The following is a 24,473-nucleotide window of genomic DNA, read 5'->3' on the forward strand; positions in this document are numbered from 1 at the left end:
ACTCATCGGTACGGGTCACCCATCGGTATAGGTCAGGGTCGGCGCAGGTCCTCCAGAGTCACCGGCGTGCCCGGGAGGCTGGAGGACGCCGGAGCGCGCAACCCGTCCAGGAACAGCTGGAGATGGCGGTGGACGAAGCGGTCGGCGCGGAAGCAGTCCGTACCGGCCGGGGGCCGGCTGAGCTGGGCCACGGCGATCATGACGTCCCCGACGTCCACGTCGGACCGGAGCTGCCCGGCCGTCCTGGCACGGTCCATGACCTCCGCGACCAGTCGCTCGACCCGTTCGCGCGCGGCCTCCAGATCCGGGTGGTGCTTGTCGAACGTGCTGGAGACCATCGGGCACAGCGCGCTGATCCGCTCGTCGGCCGCGGCGTGCACGAAGCGCTCCAGCGCCTCGAACGCGTCGCCGGTCTCGGTGAGCGCGGCCTCGGCGGCGGCGGCCGTACGGTCCATGACGGAGCAGACGACCTCACGGACGAGCGCGTCGCGGTCCGGGAAGTTGCGGTACACCGTGGCATTGCCGACGCCGGCCCGGCGGGCGATCTCGTCGAGCGGCACCTCGGGGCCGTGCTCGACGAACATCTCCCGGGCGGCGGTGACGATCCGCTCCCGGTTGCGCAGGGCGTCGGCGCGAGGCCGGGGCGCCTTGCGCGTGACGGGGCTGGCGGTCTGCACGGCGTACTCCTGATGTCGGTGTTGAAGATGGTTGAAGGTGTGTGGCACTTGACGCTGTCTCGCGGTCCGATCCGGGGAGCGGGTCCCCGTTTCGATCCACACATGGCTAAACGGGGAGTGGGTCCCCGGTATTTCCCGCTCCCGCGGAAATTATTTGTGACCTGGCTCACAATCTCCCGAAACGCCTCGGGACCGCTACTGACGGGAAACCCACGATCGGTCTCTTCCAGCGGGCGTCCCCCCACCTCGCGACGCAGGGTGATCGCAAGGGTGCAGCCGGGAACCGGGAGGCTGCCGTGGCGCGGGAGGTCCCTTGCAGGTCCCTTGCATACAGCCACGGCCCCGGCGCCCCCACCCGGACGGCACGGGTCCGCCCGGCGGCCGGATACCCAGGCGCCGGCTGGCCGCGCTGGCCTGCGTGACCGCCCTGACCTTCACGGTCAGCACCTCGGCCGGAACGGGCCGTCTCTCCCCGGGCACCAGTACGGCGGGCGCGGGCCCGATCACCCTCTCCCACACCGCCGAGCACGGCCCCTGCATGATCCGCGGCGCCCGCGAGGTCCAGATGTCCGAGGGCATCCCCACCTCCACCGGCTACAGCCGCTCCACCGGCACCGTCCGCGCCCTCACCCTGATGGTCGACTTCTCCGACGCCCCCGGCCAGGGCGACGCCCAGGACCGCTACCACGAGTTCTTTCCGCAGACCCGCGAGTGGTTCCGCACCAGCTCCTACGGCCGTCTCGACTACCGCCCCGAGACCCCCATCCCTGGGTGGCTGCGGATGCCGAAGTCCTTCCGGGAGTACGGCATAGAGCGCGGGGCCCCGTTCGACCCCGGCTACCGCGCGCTGGTCCAGGACCTCGTGTCCGCGGCCGACCCGAAGGTGGACTTCCGCGCGTACGACCTGCTGAACGTCCTGGTGACCCCCAACGCCGGCCCCTCCGCCCTGGACACCGTCCTGTCCGTCACCTTCGCCGGCAACCCGGAGGCACCCAGGGCCGACGGCGTACCCGTGGCCAACGCCTCGTTCGTCTACTCCCGCCAGGACGACGGCTCGGGCTCCTACGACCGCACCGGCTACCGCGTCCTCCCCCACGAGAACGGCCACGTCTTCGGCCTGCCCGACCTGTACACCGCGGAGGGCGGGGGCGCGGTCGGCCACTGGGACATCATGAGCGAGGACTGGGGCGCCAACAACGACTTCCTCGGCTGGCACAAGTGGAAGCTGGGCTGGCTCGACGCCGCCCAGGTCCACTGCGCGGCGTCCCGCGGCACCACGGAGTACACCCTGACGCCCCTGGCGCTCGCCGGCGGCTCCAAGCTCGTCTTCGTCCCCCTGGACAGCAGAACCGGCTACGCCCTCGAACTGCGCACCCGCGCCGGCAACGACGAGGCCGTCTGCCGTCCCGGCGTCCTGATCTACAAGGTCGACGCCGAGGTGGACACGGGCATGGGCCCGGTCACCGTCCAGGACGCCCGCCGTGACAGCGGCGGCTGCACGCGCGCGCCGAACGTCCACGCGGAGCTGTCGGACGCGCCGTTCACGCCCGGGGAGACGTTCCGCGACGCGGCGAACGGCATCACGATCGAGGTCGCGGGCGTGGGGGCGGGGGCGGCGGGAGCGGGTGTGGAGGGGGGTTACCGGGTGCGGGTGACGAGGGAGTAGAGGGGAGGGTGGGATCCCCTCCTGGCCGTCGGGCCACCGATTCCGGATTACGGTGGGCCTGCCGCGACCGTCGCGAGCGCCGTACCGGAGAGCCGATGCCAGCGAAGCGCACGCCCGAGACCCCGGAGGGGTCCACCCCACCGGCCGCCGAGAAGGCGCCGCAACGGGTCGGGGAAACGACCGGGTCGACCACGCGGAGGGGTGACCGGGCCGTTGGGACGGCAGTCTCGGGCGCGGAGGGAGGAGCCCCCGCGGAGGCGGTCACTCCCCTGATCCGCGGCATCGCGGTGCTGCGGGAGCTGACGGAGGCGGGCGGCACGCTGAGCCTGAGCGGCCTGGAACGCGCGAGCGGCCTGGCCCGCTCCACGGTCGACCGCATCACGGCCACGCTCGCCCGCATGGGCTACGTCCGTTTCGACGGCCGGGACGTCCACCTGTCCCCCCGCCTGATGGAACTGGGCAACGCCTACATGTCGGCCCTGCGCCTGCCCGCCCTGCTCGCCCCGCATGCGGAGGCCCTGGCCGACGAACTGGACGAGTCGGTCTCCCTGGCGGTCGCCGACCGCGACGGCATCCGCTTCATCCACCAGGCGACCCGCCGCCGCGCGATGTCCCTCAGCTTCCGCATCGGCGACCTGCTCCCCGCTGAACGCACCGCCCCCGGCCCGCTGTTCGCGACCCAGTGGACGGCAGCGGACTGGCAACGCTGGCGTGAGCGCAGGGCGGCGGACCCGAGGGACCTGTCCTTCACGGCCGTACCGCCCCGCACGTACGAAGGGGACGCGGAGGACGACGAGACGTTCGAACACCGCACGCGGGAGGCGTCGACGCACGGCTGGTCGCTGGACGACCAGCTCATCGAGCCGGGCTTGGTGGCGATCTCGGTACCGGTCCGCTCCCCCGGCCCGGGCGGCCGGATCGCGAGCGTGGCGAGCGTGGTCAGCCACACGAGCCGCCACACCGCGCGCAACCTGCGGACGACCCTGCTGCCGAAGTTGCGGTCCGCGGTGCGGGCGATGGAACGCGAACTCCACGCCGCCCCGCCCACCGAGCCCGGCCCGCCCCCGTCGGACCTGGCCCTGTGGACCGGCGCGTCCAAGCAGCAACTGGGCCGCGAGTTCATCGAGTCCCTGGCCCGGGGCCTGACGATCCTCACGGCCTTCGGCGAGGGCAGGCCGGAGCTGACCCTCACGGACGTGTCCCAGGCGACGGGCCTGGCCCGGGCGACGGCCCGCCGGGCCCTGATCACCTACGAGCACCTGGGCCTGGTGGCCGCGGCAGGCCGCACCTTCTCCCTCACCCCCCGGGTCCTCTCCCTCGGCTTCCCTCCCCTGTCCCGCACGTCCCTCCCCGAGATCGCCCAGCCCCACCTGGCCGACCTGACGTCCCGCATCCACGAGTCGACGTCACTGGCGGTGCTGTCGGACTCCGGCGAGGAGATCCAGTACACGGCCCGGGTGTCGACGGCCCGGGTGATGAGCGTGAACATCACGGTCGGCACGCGGCTGCCGGCGTACGCGACGGCACTGGGCAGGGTGCTGCTGGCGGACGCACCCGAGGGAATCCGGGGGGCCGAGGACCTCCCGGCGCTGACGGCCCACACGATCTCTGACAAGCAGACGCTGGCGCAGGCCCTGGCCTCGGTCCGCACGCAGGGCTACGCCCTGGTGGACGAGGAACTGGAAGAGGGCCTCCGCTCGATCGCGGTCCCGATCCGCGACCGCTCGGGCCGGGTGGTGGCGGCCCTGAACACGGCGATGCACGCGAGCCGCCGCACCCCGAGTGAGTGCGTGACGGACCTGGTCCCCGAACTGACGGCCACGGCGGCCCGCATCCAGACAGACCTCCACACAGCGGCCCGCTTCACCCACGTCCCCCTGACCTGACCCCCACACCCGCCCGACCCACATCCGGTACGCTGACGCCTGTGGTCCTCCCAGACCACAGGCACGACGCTGCTCGCGGCGCCACTGCCACTGCCTTCGTAGCTCAGGGGATAGAGCACCGCTCTCCTAAAGCGGGTGTCGCAGGTTCGAATCCTGCCGGGGGCACAGAGAAAACACCTGGCCAGAGGCCCTTCCGTCCGTCGGACGGGAGGGCCTTCGTCCTCGCGGCACACATATGGCACACATGGCTCTGCGGGCAAAGGCGGGGAACTGTGTGAGACGCCCGTGAACGACGAGTTGGGCCGGCGCCGGTACGAGAAGCTGGTCGACCGCTTGGAGGGCCTGATGCGGGCTTCACTGAAACCACGGTAAGGAGATCAAGCCCCCGTCGAGAGCTCGGGACACGAGTCCAGGGCAGTCCGGCATGCGGCCTCCTGCACGTCTGTGTAAGCCAACAGATACAGCACCCGGATGCGGGACGCCGGGTGGGCTTCGAAGTAGCTCACGGTGGCCGCCAGCAGGGTGTCCACCGTACGGCGCAGATCGCTGTTGCCTCCGCCGGTTCCCAGCAATGGCAGGACGACGGAGCGCAGTGGCTCCCCAGCCACAGTGAGCCGGTCAACCTCAGCCAGGATGTTGCGGGCGCACCGCCCCAGGTCCATCACCTGGCGGTATCCGGAGCCGGGTTCCCCCTCGACCGCGGCAACATGCACGATCTTCCGGACCTGATGGCTCTCCAACAGCTCACCCGACCCGGTCACCAGCACCTGGCCGGCCGACACGTGCTGCCGGCCGTCCATCTGATCGGCAAGTTCCTCGGCGATGGCGTCGTCGACCAAATGCCCGGCGCCGTCTCGGCGGCCCCCGTGGTAGCGGATCGCTGCGGAAACGGTCGGCTCGTCGACGCGGGACATCTCCATGCGGGTGTTCTCTGAATTGACCCAGACGTCGATGCCAATCACATTCGCGAGATTTCCGGTCACCACTCCGATCCGGTGGCGCCTGCTGCCGCGCAGGGGGACGTCGTACCGCGTGGACTGCGCGAGCGGGCGCGGGCCTTCTCCCAAGGAGCGTTCACCCGCCAACTGCCGCCGCAAGCCAGCGTTCTCGCGCTGGGCCTTCTTCAACTGGGAGGTCAGCTCGTCCCGTCCACGGGTCCTGGCGAGCCAAGTGAAGGAGATCAGCATGAAAAATGCCGCAAATCCCGCCGCACCGCTGAGCCCGAACCCCAGCGCCCTACCTTCTGTCAGCGATTCCGGGAAGACCGAGAACAGGAAAAGCGCCGCGGCGAGGGAGTACAGCAGGACGGACGGGAGTTGGAGAGCGTACTGCCGCTCGGCCCGACTCGGTGCGGACGACCAGATCTGTAGGGCGATGCCGGCGGCGGTGAGGACCGCGGTGGTGGAGAGCTGGAACGGACTCAACGGTGGCGTCCCCTCTGCCTCGGACCCGACGCGGATCGATCATAAGTGTCGCCGTCCTCTCGATGATCGGTTAACTAACGCCATTCAGAGTTGGCTCAAAATCGGCGTGCAGCGGTGAGCGTGACGGAAAGTATGCGTCTCCCCAGCCGCAGTGGTTGGATCGGTTCATGAATCCCATCGACTTCGGTGACATCTCCGACCTCAAGATCCGCCTCCAAGTCTTGGCCGACGAAGCCGACCGTCGTCTTGTCACCGTCTTCGGTTCGGGGATCAGCAACGAGGTCCTCCCCAACGTCCCCCAACTCACGGACATCTTCCGGGCACATGTGCCAAAGGCGGGCCTGGCCAGGTTCGACGCGACCGTCGCAGATGCCCCGGACCCCGGTGTCAAGTACCAGAACGCGGCCGCCGTCTTGACCAGGCAGGCAGGCGAGCACACCGTCATGCGGGCGATCCGGACGGCTGTGCTCCAGGCATGCCCGGACGTGCCCGAGAAGGACGTGGCGGAGATCGCCCGGGACGAGGAGCGATGCCGGGAGTACGTGAAGACGGGTAACTGGCGTATTCCCCGCGGTTACCAGCGGTTTGCGAAGTTCTTCGCGTCGCTGAGTGGGCGGGTGCGAGGTCCGATCATCACCACGAATTTCGACCCGCTGATCGAGATCGCCCTCCGTCAGGCCGGTGTTCCTTCGGACCCGATCCCCATCCCGACCGATACCACCCCCACGCCACAGCAGCTGAAGGAAGCCATCGCCCAGCCCGTGCTGCACATCCACGGCTACTGGACCGGCATGGCGACAAGCAACGTACCGACGAGGATTACGTCCGAGCGCCCCGGGCTGGACGATGTGCTGAAGGAGCTACTCACGAATTCGGTCGTACTCGTGGTGGGCTACAGCGGGTGGCTCGACGGCTTCATGAAGAGCCTGCGCAGCCGGGTCCTCAACAAGACCGATCTGCTACAGGCTGAGGTGCTCTGGGCGGCGTACGAGACGGATGCAGCCACTGTGACGAGCAGCGTCATCGGAGAGTTCGTGGGTGCGCCTGGTTTCACCCTCTACCTCGGCGTGGACGGGCACGAGCTGTTCACCGACGACCTGGAGCGAAACGAGACGGAGGCCGAGGAGACCTCCTCTCCATTCGGGTACTCACGGGTGCCGCGAGTTTTGGTCGACTCGGCCTCGTACCAGCCGGGGGCCTTCGCCGAAGGCAGCCAGCCAGTGTGGGCGGACGCCGCGCCGGGCCGCTGGCCTGTCCTGAGCGCGACGGTCTCCCTGGAGCAGAGGGTGGTCGAATGCCTGCGGGTCGGTGGTGGCGGCGGCGCGGTGGCCATCGGTCCACTCGGCGAGGGCAAGTCACTGGCCCTGCGCCAGGTGGCGCACGCGGTGGCGGGCTCGCGACCGGAGTGGAACGTGCTCTGGCGGGAACCGGGCGCGCCGGTATTGACCGAGGAGTGGCTGAATGACGTCCGTTCGGCCGGGAAGACCCTTATCTGCGTCGACGAGGCCGACTTGATCATGGACGACATGGTGTCCACGAAGGACGTCTGGGCGGCCGAGGGATCGGGCATCGCCTTTCTACTTGCCAGTCATGACCGGCTGTGGTGGCAGGGCGCCGGTTCGACACTGCGACGATGGATCGACGACGTCCTGTTCCACGGCATCACTGAAGACGACGCCAGGACGATCGCCCTGACTTGGCAAGGGCTCGGACTGCTGCCAGACGGAGACCAAGAGGTCAATACCGTCGCGGAGCGCCTCGCAACGTCGGCAGGAGCCATGGCCGCCAAGAGCAACACGCTCTTCGGAGCGGTTCTCGACGTCCGGTACGGGGCGGATCTGGGCGCCCGTGTAGAAGATTTGGTACGCAAGCTGCACGAGATCAAGCTGACCGACTCTGTCGACCTCGGCGACGTCTTCGGGGGCATTTGTGTGATGCAGCACACACTCGACAAGGACGGCAATCTCGGCAAGGGGGCCAGTCGGTCAGTGATCGCGGCCATGGCGGGGCTCGACCCCGTCTTCGCCGACGGGAAGATCCTTCAGACGCTTGGCCGGGAGGCCGCAGTGACCTTCGCCGGCAACCGCGTTTACAGCCGGCACCCGTCGATCGCCGCGACGGTGGTCAACTACCTGCACAGGGAAGGAGCCGCCGAGAAGGTCTACGAGCTCGTGGGCCAGGCTGGCGGGGAGCGCCTAGTGAAGAAGGCCTCGACGCTCGAGGGCTATCGCGACGCCTACTTGCTGTCCCGCTCCCTGTCGGTCCCCCAGTCAGTGTGGGCGGCCACTGGGGCGGTGAAGGGCACCGGCCACCAGGTCCTGGAGTCGCGGGTGTCCCTGCTGCGGGCGCTCCGCCTAGAGGGGAGGCAGCGGGCCAGTGCCTACGCCAGGGGACTCGCGCCGCGACTGAGGGATTACGTCGACTACCGCGGGGCGGTCAGGGCGTTCCTGGTGGAGTTCTCGATCTCGCTCCGGGACGAAGGAGCGGCTCAGACGTCGGCCGGTCTGGCGGCACTCGCGCTGGACGATCGACTCGGCTACGCGCTCGACGAGGACCGGGCAGGCTACGCGCTGGTGAGTCTCGCCAGCTCGGCCGCGGCCCTGTACGCCCAGACCGGCGACGCAGCCACCAAGGACGCCCCCGCCCTCTGCTCCATCTTGCTGGAGCGCGTCCGCGGCGAGGAGGACGCTTTGAAGTACCTGAACCGGTACCGCCTGCCGGCACACCATGACCTGTGGCAGCTGTCGACAGTCAAGCTCTGCGGCCGACTCGCGACGATGTTCGACAAAGCCGCTTCGCAGGCGGTCCAGACGACCGGGATCGCGATCGAGACGCATGGGATCCTGTCCCTCGACACCCTGCGCCGCCTGGCCGACGGCCCCCGCAGGTCGGCCAGCCGGTGACCCGTACGGGGTCCGGCCTGACAACGTGCTGCGGCTGCGCCTCAGGATGGGGGCTTCGTGCGTGCGCGATGCGTGAGCGGACTGTCCTGCACGGGCCGTCACAGGCAGGACCGAGCACTCAGCGACCGTGACGCTGACCAGGAGAAACAGCGCTGACTGCAGCGTCCAGCACCACCCGGCAAGGGTCCAATCCCACTCCTACAGCGGGTGTCGCAGGTTCGAATCCTGCCTGGGGCACAGAGAGAAAGGTCGGCTCAGGAGGGATACCCCAAGCTGGCCTCTCGGCATTCCAGGCGCCGTGCCACACGCGTGCCACTACGCCGGCGTCACCATCCAGGCGTCTATGTACGGACGGAAGACGCTCAGCAGATCGCCTGCCGCGAACTCATGTCGAGTACCGGATGGACTGCAGGAACTCGCCGGATCCGTAATCGAGCACCCAAAACGACCAGCCGTTACGGCGTGGGTTGATGTCCGGCTTGTAGTGCGCCACCACTGCCCGAGCTGCTCCAGTTGGCGTCTTGAAGCTTGTCCGGCGAGCGGCCCCCACGTGGTGTCGATCCGCTTCGTGTCCCGATAGGCACCACGGGCGCGATGACCTGCACAGACGTACACGCCGACTTTGCGCCCCGTCTCCGCAGCCCTGCTCGTGACGGCCGGCGCAGAGCACGGCACACCCGCGGTCCCCACGAGCCCGGTGGGCGAGCGAGGGCACCTCCCGCCCCGGCCCTTCAAAGACCAGGTGTGGTGGCCATGTACTGTCGCTACCGCTGTTCAGGGGATCTCCCCCGACGCTCCCGGGAGCACTCCTCCACCATCTCCGATGAGCCAGGCCGTGTCTTCTCCTGATCAGCCCGGGTGAAGGTCAGATGATGAACGGCCGCCGACGGAGGAACTCTGCATCCACCCGCACTCCGAGTTTAGGCAGGACGATATGTCGCGTCCTCGACTGGGCGCCCTTCAACGAGCTACGGACGCGCAGCGCACGCATGTTTTTGCTGCCGGGCGCACTTCGAGGCGCTCCGTCGGGATCGGCTCACCGCATTGCTCGCAGCGCCCGTAGTCGCCTCTCTCCAGCCGTTCCAGGGCGCGATCGAGATCGTTCAGATGCTCGCGCGCCTGGGACAGCAGGGCGGCGACGTGTTGTCGCTCGAAGGCCGTGCTCGCGCCCTCCGGGTCGTGCTCGTCGTCAATGGCCACCAGTGCGTTCGCCTCGACGATCCCTTCGAACTCACGGCTGAGGGCGGATATCTGCTGCAGTGTGCCGACACGGTCGGCCGCTAGCAGCGCCCGTATCGACTCGCCCTGGGGCGCGGCGAAAGCGGCATCGGTGCTTTCATCGCTCATATCGGAAGAAACCTCATTGTCTTGCGCCGAATTCCCGGGTGCTCGGGCGACGACGGCTTCGGCTTCTGCTTCAGCGATGACGTGGGCGGCCACGCTGGTACTGCTTCGGCCACGGGACGTCGTCACCGAGCACGTGGGCCGCGTGCAGCGGCCAGGTCGGGTTGCGCAGCAGTTCGCGCGCGAGCATGATCGCGTCGGCCGAGCGGTCCACGAGGATCTGGTCGGCCTGCTCCGGTGCGGTGATCAGGCCGACCGCGGAGACGGGCAGGGCCGCGCCCTCGCGGACGGTTCGGGCGAAGGGCACCTGGTAGCCGGGCTCGACTTCGATGCGGGCGTTGTGGACGAGCCCGCCGCTGGTGATGTCCACCAGATCGACGCCGTGGGTCACCAGGTGCCGCGACAGCTCGACCGTCTCCTCCGGGGTCCAGCCGCCGTCGGCCCAGTCCGTGGCCGAGAAGCGTACGAACAGCGGGCGGTCCTCCGGCCACTGCGCCCGTACGGCGTCGGTGACCTGGACCAGGAAACGGCTGCGCCCGTCGAGATCGCCTCCGTACTCGTCGCTGCGGTGGTTGGAGAGCGGTGACAGGAACTGGTGCAGCAGATAGCCGTGCGCGGCGTGGATCTCCAGGACCTCGAAACCGGCGGACAGCGCCCGCGCGGCGGCCTCACCGAAGGCCCGGACCAGTGCGCGGATGTCGTCCGCGCCGAGCTCCCGCGGGGCCGGCCAGTCGCCGAAGGGCAGCGGTGACGGTGCGACCGTCTGCCATCCTCCGGCCTCCGGTCCGACGTACATGTCACCCTCCCAGGGCGGTGCCGTCGACGCCTTGCGGCCGGCATGGGAGATCTGGATGCCGGCGAGGGCCCCCTGCCCGTGGACGAAGTCGGTGATCCGCTTGTACGCGGCTGCCTGCCCGTCCTCCCAGATGCCGGCGTCGGAAGGGGTGATCCGGCCCTCGGGTTCCACTGCCGTGGCCTCCTGCATGACCAGGCCGGACCCGCCGCGTGCCAGGGAGCCGAGATGGACCAGATGCCAGTCCTGCGGATAGCCGTCGACCGAGCTGTACTGGCACATGGGGGCGACCCAGGCCCGGTTCGGGAAGGTCGTGCCACGGAGGGTGAGCGGCGAGAAGAGACGGCTCATCGGAGGCCTCTCAGGGGGTTGTGGGAGGCCGGGTGCCCCGCAGCCGTCGAGCCGTGACGACCTGGTTCCTGCGGGGCGCCCCGCACGGTGGGTGCACCCCCGAGTACCCCGGCCGCTCGTGGCACACACCACCGGTTCAGGCGTGCTCACCCCGAGCGGATGTCCGGGCACGTGGCGGTCAGCCCCCCCCTCTCCCTGACGCGGCGGGGCCAAGGTCCTGGGCCGCAGCGAGTGCGGCCCGGGTCGAGAACGGTAGCCACGCTGATGGGCCGGTTGGCTCCGGGACATGGGCTCCGGGACAGCTGCGCTGGTCAGAGCACGCTGAGGTCACGGACTCACGGACAAAGTAAGGGAAGTTGGCCTCAATTCACCTCGTTGTGATCACTGATCGGCCGCTGCCCGATAACTTTTTGACAGTTGAAATCAAGCCCATCTACATTCCGCGCTGGCTTGTTTCTTTCGGACAGGCCCCACCGCTCTTGTCCCTGGGGGGACCCATGCACTGGTACATCGACGTCCTCAAGAAGTACGCCACCTTCAGCGGCCGCGCCCGCCGCCAGGAGTACTGGATGTTCACGCTCATCAGCTCGCTCATCTATGTCGTACTGATGGTCATCGACATCAGCACCCTCGGCACCGGCGTCATCGCCATGATTTACGAGCTCGCCGTCCTGCTCCCGAGCCTCGCGGTTGCGGTCCGCCGCCTCCACGACACCGAGCGCTCCGGCTGGTGGCTGCTCATCGCCCTGATCCCGCTGGTGGGCGCGATTGTCCTCCTGGTCTTCCTGGCCAGCGACAGCAAGCCGGAAGCGAACGGGTACGGCCCGAACCCGAAGCTGGCCGCCGCGGCTGCCTGACCTTCCCTCACTCAAGGTGGCCTGCCGTCCCCGCGGGGAATGACAGGCCACCATGCATGACCGTTCTCATAAGAGTTGGGCCAGCCGCAAAGCGTGTCCCGCTCGTGCGGCAGCTTGCGGACACGCCCGCGTCAGGGGCTGGAGTGCAACTCCCTGCCAGGCAGCTTCCTGACGTGGCCGGATGCGGACAGCGGGGTCGCCGGGATGGTTCTCTCTTCTCAGTGGCCGGGAAGCGCGGGGAACGCGGAACGGTCCGGGGGAGCTGAAGCACCACTGGCTCCATGCGCATCGTCGCAAGAGGTCCTGACTCACGCAGGGAACGGAGACCAGAAATGATCCGCATCACCAAGCGTTGTTCCGCCGCCGCCGTCGTCGTCGGTTCTGCCGTGCTCGCCACGCTCGCCTGGGCGGCGCCGGCTCAGGCCGCCGGCCAGCAGGCGTCCGGCTCGGCCGTCAGCGCGCAGGCCGGGATCTCGGGCGACATCGTGCTGCCCCATCTGCCGGGCACCCCCGACGACTTCACCTGGACGCCGCTGCCCCTGGGCGCCGACGACTTCACCTGGACGCCGCCGGGCCCGCTGCACAACCGTGACGACTTCACCTGGCACCAGTCGCCGGCCGAGGGCCCCGACGACTTCACCTGGCAGCCGGGTCCGGTGGGCGAGCGGTGATCTCGCCCGACCACGACGGTTCCGGCGACCGCGGTCACACCACCGGTTGCATCGCCCGCGGTGACAGCACCGGTTACGGCGACCGCGGTGACACCACCGGTTACGGCGACCGCGATCACACCGCCGGTTACGGCGACCGCGGCGCCCCGTCCTCCCGACGGTCAGGACATGAATCGCCGTCAGATCCACTGGCGGCGGGCCGCCTGGACCCCCGCCTCGAAGCGGCTGGAGGCACCCAGGCGCTCCATCAGCTCGGCCATGATGCGGCGTTCGGTGCGGACGCCGATGCCGAGGGCCCGGGCCACCGCCTCGTCGGTGAGGCCGGTGGCGAGGAGCTGCAGGAGTTTGCGCTCCTGCGGGGTGAGGCCCTGCGGGTCGTCGTCGGGCGAGGGGTGCTGATGGAACGGCGTCGCGTGTTCCCAGTAGGCCTCGAACAGGGCCCGCATGGCGAGCACCACCGGCCGGCTGTGGAACATCAGCGCCGCGGGGCCCGTCTGGCCGGGCAGGTTGGCCACGATCGCCGCGGTCGTGTCGATGATGAGCAGCCGCATCGGCAGGGTCGGCGACGTGCGGATCTCGCTGTTGTGCTCCGCCATCCACTGCGCGTGGGACCTCGTCACCCGGTCGTTGACGGCACTGTCGAGGTAGATCGAGCGGAACCGTACGCCCCGGGCGAGCGCCCGTTCGTTCAGCGGCCGGGACGCCTCGATGGCCTCCTTGGTCAGCCCGCCGACGGGGTGGAAGACGAGGGACTCCTGCTGGCACGACTCGGCGAGGGCCTCCAGCCGGATGCGGATCTCGTCGACGTTGTCGAGCTGTTCGGTGCCGTCCGAGCCGGACCCGCCCGACGCCGTGTACTCGGCGGCGAGCGCGGCGAGTGCCGCACGGTTCTGCTCGATGCGCTGCTGCCGCCAGGCCAGTTCGTCCTGTTCCCGCTGGAGCAGCACCTTCAGGCCGAGCGAGGGGTTCACCGCGCGCAGTGAGCCGGGTGAGTCTCCCGACGGAGCGAGCAGGGACAGGTCCGACAGGCGCATGAGGGCCGCGTGCACGTCGTCGGGACCGATGTCGAGGAGCTCGGCCAGCTTGTCCGGATCATGCTGCTTGTGGAACAGGATCGCGCGGTACACCGCGAGGGTCTGCTGATCGAGCGGCGATACGTCGTCCACGTGGCGTCTCCCCCTTGAACCACATGTGAACCACATGTCTGGACCGGACCGCCGCGCCGGCTCGAGAGCGGAGGCGCGGCACGGGGAGCCGTCGCACGTCGGGCGAAGATCCCCCGTAGATCGTTCACATATTGGCCACGTTACCCGCTCAGGAGTTCCGGTGTCGCACACAGTCGCACATGTACCACCGCCGTTGCAGGGCTGTGTCGTGCTCGTCGTAGACGCCACCACCGGCGTCGGGCGGCGGGTCACCAGTCAGCTGTGCGCGCTGGGTGCCGCGGTCGCCGTGGTCGGCGCCGGGCATCCGGGGCGCGACGACGACGCCGCCACCAACGCGGCGTTCCTGTGCAAGGAACTGGCCGGAATCGGGCTGGTCGCACTGCCGTATCAGGCCGATGTGGAACGGCCGGAGAGCTTCGGCGCGCTGACCGGCCAGATCGCCGCCGACCTCGGGCCGGTCACCGCCAGTGTCGTGGTCGTGCCGTCCGCAAGCGGAGGCGAGGTACTGGGTTCGGCGTTCCGTGTGCTGGCGGGTGTCGTCGCGGCCTCGCTGCCGGCCGGCGCCGAGCACATCGAGGTCGACGTGGGCCAGGAGGGCGTCGGCCTGGAGGAGGCGGCCCAGGCGGTGGTGGAGCGGCTGGTGCGGCTGCACGAGCGGTGGCGCACGCCCTCCGGCTGACGGACACCGCCTGTCATGTTTTTCGCTGTCTTTTGCCTTAGTCCTGCCGAACGGGGGTCGAGCATGTCGATTCGCATAGTCCTCGCTGGTGATCACCAACTCGTGCTGGAGGCCTTCGCCGAGACGCTCAACGGCGTCGACGGGCTGGAGGTCGTCGGCCTGGCCACGTCGTACGACTCCGTGCAGCCGGCCGTGGAGCGGCACCGGCCGACGGTGTTGCTGCTGGGTGAGTCCACGATGGGTGGGAAGGCGCTGCGCGTCGCCACCGATGTGCGCAGCCGGCATCCCCGGTGCGGGGTCGCTCTGATGGTCGGGGCGGCGACGTCGTCGGTGGTGGACCGGGCCGTGGCGGCCGGCGCGCTGGGCGTCGTACCGAAGAACGCCCGGCTCCCCCAGCTCGTCACGACGCTGATGGGCGTCGCGGGCGGCTGCCTGACCGTCGACCCGTCGCTGCTGCGGCCGGTCTCCGTCGGTGAACTGTCGCTGAGCACCCGGGAGATGGACGTGCTGCGGCTGACGGCCGGCGGGGCGACGGTGAAGGAGATCGCGGGCGAGCTGTATCTGGCGGCGGGCACGGTGCGGAATCTGACGTCCGCCGCGATCAAGAAGCTCGGCGGCCGCAACCGGTTCGACGCGGCGAGGATCGCCGGGGAACACGGGCTGTTGTGAGGGCGGTGGGGGCGGTGGGGGCGGCGCTGGTGGTGCGGGCAGCGGCGCCGCGGGTGGTGCGGGCGACGCTGGCGGCGCGGGCCGTGTGGGCGACGCCGACCGTGTGCGCGGCACCAGCCGAGTGCACGGCACCGGCCATGCGCGCGGCGGCGAGCATGTGGGTGGCGCCGGCCATGCGTGCGGCGGCGAGCATGTGGGTGGCGCCGGCCATGTGCGCGGCGCCTGCCGAGTGTGCGGCGTCGGCCATGGGTGGACGCGCGCCGGCCCCGGCACGACGGGTGCCGGGGCGGGGCGTTGGTGCCGGGCGAGCGCTGGGCGTGCTGGTGCGGTCGCTGCGGCGGTGGGTGTGCGGTGTGGTGCCGGGGTCACTTCTCCAGGCAGAACTCGTCGATGGGGTAGCCGACATGACGGTCGGCCGTGGGCAGGTGCCCGAGAATGGTGTCGCCGGGCTTCAGCTCCGTGGAGTTGAGGACGGCGGCGTTCGGGCCGAGGACGCGGACGTGCCAGTCGTCCTGGAGGATCAGGTTGACCGTCTGCCCGCTCGGGGCGACCGCGTCGATGGAGATCAGCGGACGGGTCTCGATCTTGACGCGGCCGACGCTGACGGGCCGGGTGCGGCCCTTGACGTCGACGGCCAGCACCTTGCTGCCGGCGTGGAGTTCGCTGAGGTAGTGGGTGCGGCCGGCCTGCGAGACGGTGTACGAGTGCAGGGCGCCGGCGTTGACCCGGAAGGGGCGGGTCGGCATGTACGGCAGCGGGTGGGTCTCGCTGACGCACAGCACCATGCCCTTGGAGTGCGAGCCGACGAGGATGCCCTCGTCCTTGCGGAAGTGGGTCGTGGTGTCGACGCAGGCCCGCTCCCCCATGCCGATGTGCGTGGTGCGCGTGACGGTGAGTTCGACCAGGTCGATCTCGCCGCCGCGGGCGCTGGCGGCGGTGCGCAGGGCGGTGGCGTCGCCGACGGTGTTGGCCCGCATCAGGACGCCGTCCGAGCCCAGTTCCAGGACGCCGTACACGATCTCGGCCTCCTCGGTGTTGGACGCGGTGGTGATGATGGAGCCGGGGGCGCCGGTGGCTGCGGCGATCACGATCTCCAGCGGGATCTTGGTGGGGTCGCGGAAGTCGAGCACGCTCCACGGCTCCAGGCGGGCCGCGAGGCAGGCGTCCTCCAGGGTGTCGGCGTCGACGATCTCCACGTGGCGGCCGAACTCGACGTCCGGGTGGGCCTCCTGGAGCGCCGCCCGCTCCTCGCGGGGGCCCGGGACGACGACCAGGTCGGCGGCGCCGAGGTCGGCGGGGACGGCGTCGAGCCCGTCCTCGAAGAGCAGGACCTTGCGGACGGTGGGCGGCAGACCGGCGAAGGCGGCCGGGTCGGCGGCGACGATGCCGTCGATGCGCTGGTGCAGGGCCTCTTCGAGGACGGCCTGGGTCGCGGTGCCGGCGCCTCGGATGTCAAGCCAGCACAGTTTTGCGTCCGTCATGATGCGGACCTCCTGTCGGGTGTGAGGAGTACGAAGGGTCGGAGAGGTGGTGCGTGTCGTGGTCGAGCGGGGCGCCGGGCGCGCCGAGGTGGTCCGGGGCGTCCAGGTGATCGGGGGTCAGCCGCTCGGCCCGGTGGGCGTCGGCCGGGAAGGCCAGCGGGGCGAAGTGCTGCTCCGGGAAGTGGTGGATCAGCCGGGCGACCTTGGCGGCGAGCTGCCGGGGGTCGGAGGCCTGGAAGATGTTGCGGCCCATCGCCACCCCGCCCGCGCCGCCGGCCAGGGCGGCCCGGACGTAGGCCAGTACGTCCTCCTCGGTGGGCATCGCGGGACCGCCCGCGACGAGTACGGGCACCGGGCAGGCCGCGGTCAGGTCGAGCATCTCCGCGGTCGAGCCGAGGAAGACGGTCTTGACCAGGTCCGCGCCCAGGTCGGAGGCGACGGTGACGGCGTGCGCCACCAGGTCCGGGTCGCGCGGGTCGGTGACCCGGGGGCCGCGCGGGTACACCATGGCGAGCAGCGGCAGGTTCCACCGGTCGCAGGCGTCGGCGATCCGTCCGAGGTCGCCGATCTGCTGCCGCTCGTCGTCCGAGCCGACGTTGACGTGGACGCTCACCGCGTCCGCGCCGAGCCGGAGGGCCTCCTCGACCTGCGTCACCACGTACTTGGCGTCGGGGTCGAGCGCCTGGCTGGTGGACGCGTTGAGATGGATGATCAGCGACATCGCGGCGAACCGCTCCGGGCTGATGTGCCGGACGCTGCCCTTGTGCACGACGACCGCGTCCGCGCCGCCGGCGGCGAGCTGCCCGGCGAGGTGGTCGAGGCTGGTGCCCTTGGGAGCGACGGGCCCGTCGCTGATCGAGTGGTCGAGAGGGGTGATCATCAGGCCTGCCGTGCTGTGGCGGTAGAGCCGCCGCAGCCTCAGTGACCTGGCGAAGTGGCCGAATGCGGTCATGGGATGCCCTTTCTGTTGCGCGGATCGGTACGCGTACGCCGGTCGGTGGCCCGGCGGGCGTCTGGTCCGGCGGAGCCGCCGGGGTCGGGCGGACCGGTGCCACGCGGCTCGGCGGACGGCCCCTCCCCACCGGGCCGGGCCCGCACCGGCGGCGGCGCCCCCGACCCACCAGGCCAGGTCCCTGCAGGCGGCGGCTTCGACCCCCCAGGCCGGGCCCCTACCGGCGGCGCCTCCGACGCACCGGGCCGGCCCCCCACCGGCGGCGGCCCCTCCGCACCGGGCCAGGCCCGAACCGGCGGCCCCTCCGCACCGGGCCAGGCCCGAACCGGCGGCGCCCCCGACCCACCGGGCCAAGTCCCCACCGGCGGCGCACCCGACCCACCAGGCCGGGCCCCCACAGGCGGCGCCTCCGCCTCCCCAGGCCAGGCCCCCACCGGCGACACCCCCGACCCCCCAGGCCGGGCCCGCACCGGTGCGGTGACCTCTCGCAATCTGGCCCGGTCCGGTTTGCCGGACGGTGTCAGGGGGAGCTCGGGCCAGACCGAGACGCCGACCGGGGCGTGTTCCGGGGTGAGCGTCGCGGCGACGTAGCCGCGCAGGTCGCAGGAGGTGTGGCCGGCGCCGGAGTGCAGTTCGACGGCGGCATGGACCTGCTCGACCAGGTCCTCGTCGCGTACGCCGAACACCGCCGCCTGCCGCACCTGCGGATGCCGGAGCAGCGCCGCCTCGATGGCGGCCGGGTCGAGCTTGAGGCCGCCGTGCTTGATGACGTCGCCGACCCGGCCGTCGAGCCGGAGGTAGCCGTAGCGGTCCCAGTGCCCGAGGTCGCCGGTGCGCAGCCAGCCGTCCCGGTAGGTCGCTCGGGTCAGCTCCGGGTCGTCGAGGTAACCGGCGGACACGGTGGGTGAGTTGATCCAGATCTCGCCGGTCCGGCCGCGGCCCAGCGGGGCGCCGGAGTCCGCTGCCCGGATCTCCACGCGCACCCAGGGGAAGGGCCGGCCGGCCGAGCCCAGCAGTTCGGGTTCCCGGTGGTCGAGCGGGGTGAGGCTGCTGATGCCGCCCGCCTCCGTGGTGCCGTACACCTGGATGAGGACGTCGCCGAAGACCCGGACGGCCTGCCGGACCCGCTCGGGGGCGGCCGGTGTGCCGCTGTAGGTGATGCGGCGCAGCGAGGACAGGTCGAACGACGTGACCAGGGGGTGGTCGAGCAGACGGTACAGGTGGGGCACCGCCAGGTAGACGTCCGTCACGCCAAGTTCGGCGATGGCCGTCAGGGTCGCGTCGGCGTCGAACTCGTCGTGCAGGACGATCGTGCCGCCTCCGCACAGCACGGCGTCGGCCATGGGGGCCGTCGTGTGGCTGACCGGTGTGACCGACAGCAGGGTCGCCGGACCCCGGGGGTCGAGGCCGGAGGCCAGCCGGTGGACGAGGTGTTCGCGGGTGCCGTAGCGCTGGGCGACCATCTTGGGCCGGCCGGTGCTGCCGCTGGTGAAGTCGACGACGGCCAGGTCGTCGGGGCGCGGCGGCGGGGCCGGTGGCACGGTGTCGTGCCCGTCCGCCGTGCGCGGGATTGCCCGCACGGTCAGGCCGGGCCGGCGCCGCGCCAGCCATCGGCCGCGGGCCGTGCTCTCCTCGTCGGTGTCGTCCACGAGCAGCAGCGACACCCCGAGGTCACGCAGGAGCCCGGTCTGGGTGGCGACCGAGAAGGTCTCGGTGTCGGTGCGCGGGTTCATCGAGCGGACGTAGACGGAGGTGGCGCCGAGCAGATGGACGGCGTAGCGGGCGCTGAGCATCAGCGGGTGGTTGGGTCCGGTCAGGATGGCGACGGTGGTGCCGGGGCGGACGCCGTGGGAGTGCAGGAGCGCCGCGCTGCCCAGGACGGACGCGCGCAACTCGCCTGCCGTCACCGTGCGTTCCGGCCGGTGCAGGACGATGCGGGTCGGGTCCCTGCCCAGCGCCGCGAGGACGCGGCGCGCATAGGGGCGGGGAATGGCTTCGGTGGTCATGGTCCTCCTCTCAATCGACTGATCAGGAGATGTTTCCGGGAATGGCGAAATGGTTTTCGCGGGGAACGTTTCCGGGAATTGCGAAACGCCTTTCGCTAGCCACGTTTCCGGAAATCAGGCGATCTTCATCTGCGCCATCATTCCCATGGCGCTGTGGTCGATCATGTGGCAGTGGTACGGATAGACACCGCGGTGCGAATCGAAGGTGAGCTGGAGTTTCGCCGTCTGGCCGGGGAAGAGCAGCACGGTGTCCTTCCAGCCGGTCTCCGCCGGATAGGGCGGCTGGCCGTCCCGTTCGAGAATGCGGAACTGCACCAGATGCGTATGGAAGTTGTGCGGCACGGTGGCGCTCTTGTTGGTGACCGTCCACACCTCGGTGCTGCCCCACTCGATGTGGGTGTCGATGCGGTCGGGGTCGAAGGTCTTGCCGTTGATGTAGGCCTGGTGGCCGCCGGAGCCGGGCTCGTCCATGGAGAGCTCGAAGCTGCGCTCCACGGTCGGCTTGGCCAGGGCCGGCAGCGTGGCGAGGGTGTCCGGGACTGTGCTGGAGTCGGCGGTGCGCTCGCCGACGTCGAACCGCATGACCTGGCCGACGAGTTCGGTCGGGCCGGGGCCCAGCATGTTGGCGAGGGTGAGCTTGGTGCCGGGCGCGTACTTCGAGAAGTCGACGACGAAGTCGATGCGCTCGCCCGGGGACAGGACCAGCACGGGCGTCTCGGCGGGCGCGGCGAGCAGGCCGCCGTCGGTGCCGATCTGCCGCACGGGGTGCTGGGTGGCCGAGCCGTCGGACAGAGCGAGGACGAAGATGCGCAGGTTGCAGGAGTTGACCAGCCGGAAGCGGTACTTGCGGGCCTCGACCTTGAGGTAGGGCCAGGGGCGGCCGTTGACCAGGATGGTCGTGCGGTTCTCCGCGTCGTCCATCGTGTAGACCATCTGGGCGCCCGCGTCGAAGTGCGCGTCGCGCAGCACCAGCGGGATGTCGTACTTCCCGGACGGCAGGCCCAGCCGGTCCTCGGCGGGGTCGCGCAGCAGGTAGAGGCCCGACAGGCCGCGGTAGACGTGCTCGGACTCCATGTGGTGCGCGTGGTCGTGCGTCCACAGGGTCGCGCCGGGCTGCTTGTTCTCGTAGACGTAGGTGCGCCGCCGGCCGGGGGCGATGGTGTCCATCATCCCGCCGTCGTGCGCCACCGGGTTGTTGCCGCCGTGCAGGTGCACCGAGGTCGGCATGTCCAGCGCGTTGACCTGCTGGACGACGGTGGTCCGGCCGGTGCGGGCGCGGATGGTGGGGCCCGTGAACGAGCCGTTGTAGGTCAGGGCGTCGGTGCGGGTGCCCGGCAGGATCTCCACGCCGGCGCGGCGCATGGTGATCCGGTAGAAGTCCGCGCTCTTGGTGCGGCGGTAGGGGGCCAGGACCGGCGGGGTCGTCAGGGGCAGCGAGAAGGGTTCGACCGGGGCGGCTGCCGCGCCGGCCGGTGCGGCCTTCCCGGCCGCCGCGCCGGCGGCCGCGGCTGAGTGTCCGGCGGCCGTGGCGGACTGTCCGGCGGCCGCGGCCGGCTGTCCGGCGGTGAGCGTCCGGAAGACCCCGCCCGCCGCGCCGACCGCGCCGACGGCGCCGGTGCTGAGGCCGAGACGTATCGCATGTCGACGACTGAACACGAGGTTTTCCTTCTCTGTCGGTGAGGTGCGGGGAGAATTCCTGTTCCGAGGATGCGCGTCGGGTGCCGAATGTCCGAGCGATTGAAGTCCGCCCCTGTCATCTGTCATGCATTCCATGACCCCGGTCACGAGCGGGAATGGCGACTGTCATTCGGTGCGGCCGGCGAGGGGGGAGCCGGTGTAGCGGGCCGCAGAGTGGATTTCGACAGGTCCGCCCACGCGAGTCGAGCACCGGAGGCCCGATGAATCCCGCAGGCACGAAAGCGATCACCGAGAAACCCCCCGCGCCCGCCGCCCGGGCGCTGCGCACCGATGTGCGGGTGACATTCGACGACGGCACCCACACGGCGCTGCTCAGGGGGCCCGTCACCTCCCTCGCCCTGCGCCCGGTGCGCGGCCCGTTGCGTACGGTCCTGCTCCGGCTGGCCGAGGGGCCGCTGCCGCGGGAGGAGTTGTACGAGGGTCTCGACGCGGTCGGCCGGGAGCGGGCCGACGCCCTGCTGGAGCGGGCCGGGCAGCTGCTGGCGTACAGCGTGCTGACGCATGACGAGCCGCCGCTGCGACGGGAGTCGCTGCGGCTGGAGCCGACCGCGCGGGATGCCGGGCACCGGGTCGCGGACGTGGCCGCCGTCGACCGCGTCCGCCTCTCCCGGTTCGCGTTCTGCCGTACGCGCGAGGGCGTGCTCGTCCTGGAGTCACCGCTGGCGAAGTTCCGCGCGGTGCTGGTCGACCGGGCGGCGCGTGAACTCGTCGCCGCCCTGGGGCAGCCGGGCCGGGCCGGGAGCGCCGGGGAGGTCACCGGGCTGAGCGAGGCGGAGACCCTGGACGTCCTGTCCCACCTGGTCGGTCTGGGCTTCGCCGAGATCGCCGGCCCGGACGGCACCTTCCCCTCGGACGGCGAACCGGTGCTGCGGCAGTGGGACTTCCACGATCTGCTGTTCCACTCGCGGGTGCGCTCCGGGCGCTACGACGGCGTCTTCGGGGCCGTCTACCCCTACCGGGGCGAGATCGACCCGCTGCCCGCCGTGAAGCCCGCGCCGCCCGGCCCGGTGACCGAGCTGTACCGCCCGCGCCGCGCCGACCTCGACGCCGCCGACCCGTCGCTGACCGCCGCCATCGAGTCGCGCCGCTCCCACCGAACCTTCGGGGAGCGGGCGTTGACGGCGCGCGAGCTGGGCGAGTTCCTGTACCGGGTGCAGCGCGTACGCGTCCACCGCACCCCGGGCGCGGACTCCCCGGGTGAGGACGAGGTCGTCTCACGGCCGTACCCGAGCGGCGGCTCGCTGTACGAACTGGAGCTGTACGTCACCGTGCTGCGCTGTGACGGGCTGGAACCGGGCGTCTACCACTACGACTCCTTCGCGCACCGCCTGGTCCTGGTCAGCGCCGAGGAGGCGGACCGGCGGGCGCTGCTGGGGGTGGCGTCCCGCTCGGTGGGCTTCGACGTCCACCCGGACGTGCTGTTCACGGTGACGTCGCGGTTCCAGCGGATGGCGTGGAAGTACCGGGCGATGGCCTACGCCACGACGCTGCGGCACACCGGGGTGCTCTACCAGACCATGTACCTGGTGGCCACGGCGATGGGCCTGGCGCCCTGCGGTCTGGGCAACGGCGACGCCGACCTGTCGGCCCGGGTGCTGGGCCTGGACTACCTCCAGGAGTCGTCCGTGGGCGACTTCCTGCTGGGTACGCCCGCCGGCGGCACCGAGCTGCCCGCGGACCCGGGCGAGGAATGGCACATGGTGAACAGCCCTGACTGGGCAATTCCGCTCGACGGCCCCGGAAAGCCGGGCGTCGGTGAAAAGTCATCCGCCCCGTGATAAATGTCAGCCGGCGGTCGCGAACCCTGGCGCCGGGGTGATGGCCCGAGCAATATGGATGTCAGAGCCGGACGGGAACGAAACAAATCCCGGAAGGCGACCAGGAATTCACGGCCGGGATTTCCGGTGACGGAATCGACGGCCTCGACGAAAGGAATGCGACATGACCGCCAAGGACATCAAGAACCAGGACGCGGACAAGGCGTTCGAGGGCTTCGACGCGGACGAGCTGGAGACCCTCGAGGTCACCGACGGCGTCGCCCTGCCGGAGATGGGCGCCTCCAGCGGCTCGATCGGCACCTCGTCCTCCTCGTCCAGCACCTGCTCGGCCTGCTGAACCACTCACCCCGGATCTTCGGAAGGATTTCGACATGACCGCCAAGGACATCAAGAACCAGGACGCGGACAAGGCGTTCGAGGGCTTCGACGCGGACGAGCTGGAGACCCTCGAGGTCACCGACGGCGTCGCCCTGCCGGAGATGGGCGCCTCCAGCGGCTCGATCGGCACCTCGTCCTCCTCGTCCAGCACCTGCTCGGCCTGCTGAACCAGCGTCAGGGCGTAAGCACCACAGCCTGAACGCATCAAGGATGCGCCTGTCCGGCCTCGGCCGGTCGGGCACATCCTTGCGTTCAGTTCGTCACGCGAACGGCGAGAGTCAGCCGCGCAGGGCCAGGTGGTACGACGAGGCCCACAGCACCACCGCGCTGCCCAGGCCCACCACGATCCGCACGGTCTCGCTCGCGACGCCGGCCGCGACGAGCACGAACCCGGCGACCGCGACGACGGTCAGCAGCGACGCCGTCCACCGGTACTGCCACTGGTCGTACAGCCGGGCGAGCGGGAAGAAGTGCAGGCCCACGACGAGGGCGATGCCCGCGGGGATGACCTCGGGCCGGCCCGCGGCGTTGGACGCGGCGATGACGGCGAAGATGGCCGCCAGCTCGACGGTGTTGACGATGCCCACGCCGCGCGCCCAGTTGGCCGGAAGGTCCACCATCCGGGGCGAGGGCGCGGCGTCCTTGCGGTACCCCAGGTAGATCGCCGCCGCGGTGATCAGCAGCGCCGCCACCTCGATGGCGAGCGGCGCGACATCCGTCGCCGAGCCGGTCCCGGAGGCCGCCGCCACGGCCCACATCAGGCCGAACACGGAGAGCACGGCCACGCCTCGGCGGCGCAGGTTGCGGGTGAGGGCGAGGCACTCGGCGTCCGAGGCGGACGGGGTGGGGGGCGTTGTGGGGGACGTAGATGTCACTCGCGGAGAGTACACCGGCCGACCTGCCTTCTTGGCGGTTTCCGGCCAGTTCACCGGCACCCTCGGATGCGCCCGCCGGCACCCTCGAAGCGGAATACGACATTCCGCCCTCCTGACCGGTAGTCGGGCGTCACGGAAACGATGACGTATGTAAGCGCCGGACCCTTTTCCCTTCCGGCTCGAATTCCCGGCACCAATGATGGGATTCAGGTTCACGAA

At 70.5% G+C, this 24,473-nt stretch carries 20 protein-coding genes and 1 tRNA gene; 11 read left to right on the forward strand and 10 right to left on the reverse strand.

Translation table 11 applies throughout. The features are described from left to right. Positions 1–32: 32 nt before the first annotated feature. Positions 33–677: a TetR/AcrR family transcriptional regulator gene (locus tag IGS69_RS14395; protein WP_190899835.1), complete on the reverse strand. Its 645-nt coding sequence runs from the start codon at positions 675–677 to the stop codon at positions 33–35. Positions 678–1,005: 328 nt separating this feature from the next. Here IGS69_RS14395 and IGS69_RS14400 point away from each other — a divergent pair, with 328 nt between their 5' ends. The 3 genes from IGS69_RS14400 to IGS69_RS14410 all read left to right on the forward strand — a co-directional run bounded on the left by IGS69_RS14400 (position 1,006) and on the right by IGS69_RS14410 (position 4,394). After that, a complete protein-coding gene (locus tag IGS69_RS14400) occupies positions 1,006–2,343 on the forward strand; it encodes a M6 family metalloprotease domain-containing protein (protein WP_385863098.1) in 1,338 nt (445 codons plus the stop codon). A gap of 95 nt (positions 2,344–2,438) precedes the next feature. Then, positions 2,439–4,229: an IclR family transcriptional regulator domain-containing protein gene (locus IGS69_RS14405; protein ID WP_190899837.1), complete on the forward strand. Its 1,791-nt coding sequence runs from the start codon at positions 2,439–2,441 to the stop codon at positions 4,227–4,229. A 92-nt stretch (positions 4,230–4,321) separates the two neighbouring features. Beyond that, a tRNA-Arg gene (locus tag IGS69_RS14410) sits at positions 4,322–4,394 on the forward strand. 212 nt (positions 4,395–4,606) lie between these two features. On the opposite strand, the gene IGS69_RS14415 is transcribed toward IGS69_RS14410, so the two are convergent. Continuing rightward, positions 4,607–5,653 (reverse strand): macro domain-containing protein, encoded by a 1,047-nt coding sequence (locus tag IGS69_RS14415; RefSeq protein WP_190899839.1) that lies wholly within the window; start codon positions 5,651–5,653, stop codon positions 4,607–4,609. A 167-nt stretch (positions 5,654–5,820) separates the two neighbouring features. Between IGS69_RS14415 and IGS69_RS14420 the strand changes: the two genes are divergently transcribed. Continuing rightward, positions 5,821–8,556, forward strand: a complete 2,736-nt coding sequence (locus IGS69_RS14420) for a P-loop NTPase (RefSeq protein ID WP_190899841.1) — start codon at positions 5,821–5,823, stop codon at positions 8,554–8,556. A gap of 960 nt (positions 8,557–9,516) precedes the next feature. Here IGS69_RS14420 and IGS69_RS14425 read toward each other — a convergent pair. Beyond that, on the reverse strand, positions 9,517–9,903 hold the full coding sequence (locus IGS69_RS14425) for a TraR/DksA family transcriptional regulator (protein ID WP_190904497.1): 387 nt from the start codon (positions 9,901–9,903) through the stop codon (positions 9,517–9,519). 70 nt (positions 9,904–9,973) lie between these two features. Beyond that, positions 9,974–11,044, reverse strand: a complete 1,071-nt coding sequence (locus IGS69_RS14430; RefSeq protein ID WP_190899843.1) for an NADH:flavin oxidoreductase/NADH oxidase — start codon at positions 11,042–11,044, stop codon at positions 9,974–9,976. A gap of 497 nt (positions 11,045–11,541) precedes the next feature. Here IGS69_RS14430 and IGS69_RS14435 point away from each other — a divergent pair, with 497 nt between their 5' ends. Next, complete coding sequence (locus tag IGS69_RS14435; RefSeq protein WP_190899845.1) at positions 11,542–11,901, forward strand: DUF805 domain-containing protein; 360 nt, start codon at positions 11,542–11,544, stop codon at positions 11,899–11,901. Between the two features lie 332 nt (positions 11,902–12,233). Next, on the forward strand, positions 12,234–12,572 hold the full coding sequence (locus IGS69_RS14440; RefSeq protein WP_190899847.1) for a hypothetical protein: 339 nt from the start codon (positions 12,234–12,236) through the stop codon (positions 12,570–12,572). A gap of 179 nt (positions 12,573–12,751) precedes the next feature. Here IGS69_RS14440 and IGS69_RS14445 read toward each other — a convergent pair whose 3' ends face one another. Then, positions 12,752–13,738, reverse strand: coding sequence for a helix-turn-helix domain-containing protein (locus IGS69_RS14445; RefSeq protein ID WP_190899849.1), 987 nt, complete (start codon positions 13,736–13,738; stop codon positions 12,752–12,754). A gap of 160 nt (positions 13,739–13,898) precedes the next feature. Here IGS69_RS14445 and IGS69_RS14450 point away from each other — a divergent pair, with 160 nt between their 5' ends. Both IGS69_RS14450 and IGS69_RS14455 read left to right on the forward strand, forming a co-directional pair. Then, a complete protein-coding gene (locus IGS69_RS14450) occupies positions 13,899–14,417 on the forward strand; it encodes a hypothetical protein (protein ID WP_232543519.1) in 519 nt (172 codons plus the stop codon). A 63-nt stretch (positions 14,418–14,480) separates the two neighbouring features. Further along, positions 14,481–15,086 (forward strand): response regulator transcription factor, encoded by a 606-nt coding sequence (locus IGS69_RS14455; protein WP_031104995.1) that lies wholly within the window; start codon positions 14,481–14,483, stop codon positions 15,084–15,086. A gap of 365 nt (positions 15,087–15,451) precedes the next feature. On the opposite strand, the gene IGS69_RS14460 is transcribed toward IGS69_RS14455, so the two are convergent. The 4 genes from IGS69_RS14460 to IGS69_RS14475 form a co-directional block, all read right to left on the reverse strand. Then, on the reverse strand, positions 15,452–16,567 hold the full coding sequence (locus tag IGS69_RS14460) for a 3-dehydroquinate synthase II (protein ID WP_190899851.1): 1,116 nt from the start codon (positions 16,565–16,567) through the stop codon (positions 15,452–15,454). Continuing rightward, positions 16,539–17,519 (reverse strand): 2-amino-3,7-dideoxy-D-threo-hept-6-ulosonate synthase, encoded by a 981-nt coding sequence (locus IGS69_RS14465; RefSeq protein ID WP_190899853.1) that lies wholly within the window; start codon positions 17,517–17,519, stop codon positions 16,539–16,541. Before IGS69_RS14465 ends, IGS69_RS14460 begins: the two co-directional genes overlap by 29 nt. Continuing rightward, positions 17,516–19,525: a class I adenylate-forming enzyme family protein gene (locus tag IGS69_RS14470; protein WP_269783171.1), complete on the reverse strand. Its 2,010-nt coding sequence runs from the start codon at positions 19,523–19,525 to the stop codon at positions 17,516–17,518. The genes IGS69_RS14465 and IGS69_RS14470 overlap by 4 nt, the downstream gene beginning before the upstream one ends. Before the next feature lie 114 nt (positions 19,526–19,639). Continuing rightward, positions 19,640–21,181 (reverse strand): multicopper oxidase family protein, encoded by a 1,542-nt coding sequence (locus IGS69_RS14475; RefSeq protein ID WP_190899855.1) that lies wholly within the window; start codon positions 21,179–21,181, stop codon positions 19,640–19,642. Positions 21,182–21,423: 242 nt separating this feature from the next. Here IGS69_RS14475 and IGS69_RS14480 point away from each other — a divergent pair, with 242 nt between their 5' ends. From IGS69_RS14480 to IGS69_RS14490, 3 genes are all read left to right on the forward strand, one after another. Next, positions 21,424–23,001, forward strand: coding sequence for a SagB/ThcOx family dehydrogenase (locus IGS69_RS14480; protein ID WP_190899857.1), 1,578 nt, complete (start codon positions 21,424–21,426; stop codon positions 22,999–23,001). A 163-nt stretch (positions 23,002–23,164) separates the two neighbouring features. Further along, positions 23,165–23,338, forward strand: a complete 174-nt coding sequence (locus IGS69_RS14485; protein ID WP_078615318.1) for a thiazolylpeptide-type bacteriocin — start codon at positions 23,165–23,167, stop codon at positions 23,336–23,338. A gap of 34 nt (positions 23,339–23,372) precedes the next feature. After that, positions 23,373–23,546 (forward strand): thiazolylpeptide-type bacteriocin, encoded by a 174-nt coding sequence (locus IGS69_RS14490; RefSeq protein WP_078615318.1) that lies wholly within the window; start codon positions 23,373–23,375, stop codon positions 23,544–23,546. Between the two features lie 111 nt (positions 23,547–23,657). Here the strand turns inward: IGS69_RS14490 and IGS69_RS14495 are convergent, their stop codons facing one another. Further along, the gene (locus IGS69_RS14495; protein ID WP_232543520.1) at positions 23,658–24,254 is read right to left on the reverse strand and encodes a DUF7010 family protein; all 597 of its coding nucleotides are present in this window, start codon (positions 24,252–24,254) and stop codon (positions 23,658–23,660) included. Positions 24,255–24,473 lie beyond the last annotated feature (219 nt).

The sequence above is a fragment of the Streptomyces tuirus genome (genome assembly GCF_014701095.1).
GTDB classification, from domain to species: Bacteria; Actinomycetota; Actinomycetes; order Streptomycetales; family Streptomycetaceae; genus Streptomyces; species Streptomyces tuirus.

Bases quoted from the DNA above. Each gene is read 5' to 3' on its own strand.
- IGS69_RS14425 (WP_190904497.1), bottom strand. From the start codon at position 9,903: ATGAGCGATGAAAGCACCGATGCCGCTTTCGCCGCGCCCCAGGGCGAG.
- IGS69_RS14440 (WP_190899847.1), top strand. From the start codon at position 12,234: ATGATCCGCATCACCAAGCGTTGTTCCGCCGCCGCCGTCGTCGTCGGT.
- IGS69_RS14490 (WP_078615318.1), top strand. From the start codon at position 23,373: ATGACCGCCAAGGACATCAAGAACCAGGACGCGGACAAGGCGTTCGAG.
- IGS69_RS14405 (WP_190899837.1), top strand. From the start codon at position 2,439: ATGCCAGCGAAGCGCACGCCCGAGACCCCGGAGGGGTCCACCCCACCG.
- IGS69_RS14430 (WP_190899843.1), bottom strand. From the start codon at position 11,044: ATGAGCCGTCTCTTCTCGCCGCTCACCCTCCGTGGCACGACCTTCCCG.
- IGS69_RS14465 (WP_190899853.1), bottom strand. From the start codon at position 17,519: ATGACCGCATTCGGCCACTTCGCCAGGTCACTGAGGCTGCGGCGGCTC.
- IGS69_RS14460 (WP_190899851.1), bottom strand. From the start codon at position 16,567: ATGACGGACGCAAAACTGTGCTGGCTTGACATCCGAGGCGCCGGCACC.
- IGS69_RS14485 (WP_078615318.1), top strand. From the start codon at position 23,165: ATGACCGCCAAGGACATCAAGAACCAGGACGCGGACAAGGCGTTCGAG.
- IGS69_RS14480 (WP_190899857.1), top strand. From the start codon at position 21,424: ATGAATCCCGCAGGCACGAAAGCGATCACCGAGAAACCCCCCGCGCCC.
- IGS69_RS14435 (WP_190899845.1), top strand. From the start codon at position 11,542: ATGCACTGGTACATCGACGTCCTCAAGAAGTACGCCACCTTCAGCGGC.
- IGS69_RS14455 (WP_031104995.1), top strand. From the start codon at position 14,481: ATGTCGATTCGCATAGTCCTCGCTGGTGATCACCAACTCGTGCTGGAG.
- IGS69_RS14420 (WP_190899841.1), top strand. From the start codon at position 5,821: ATGAATCCCATCGACTTCGGTGACATCTCCGACCTCAAGATCCGCCTC.
- IGS69_RS14470 (WP_269783171.1), bottom strand. From the start codon at position 19,525: ATGACCACCGAAGCCATTCCCCGCCCCTATGCGCGCCGCGTCCTCGCG.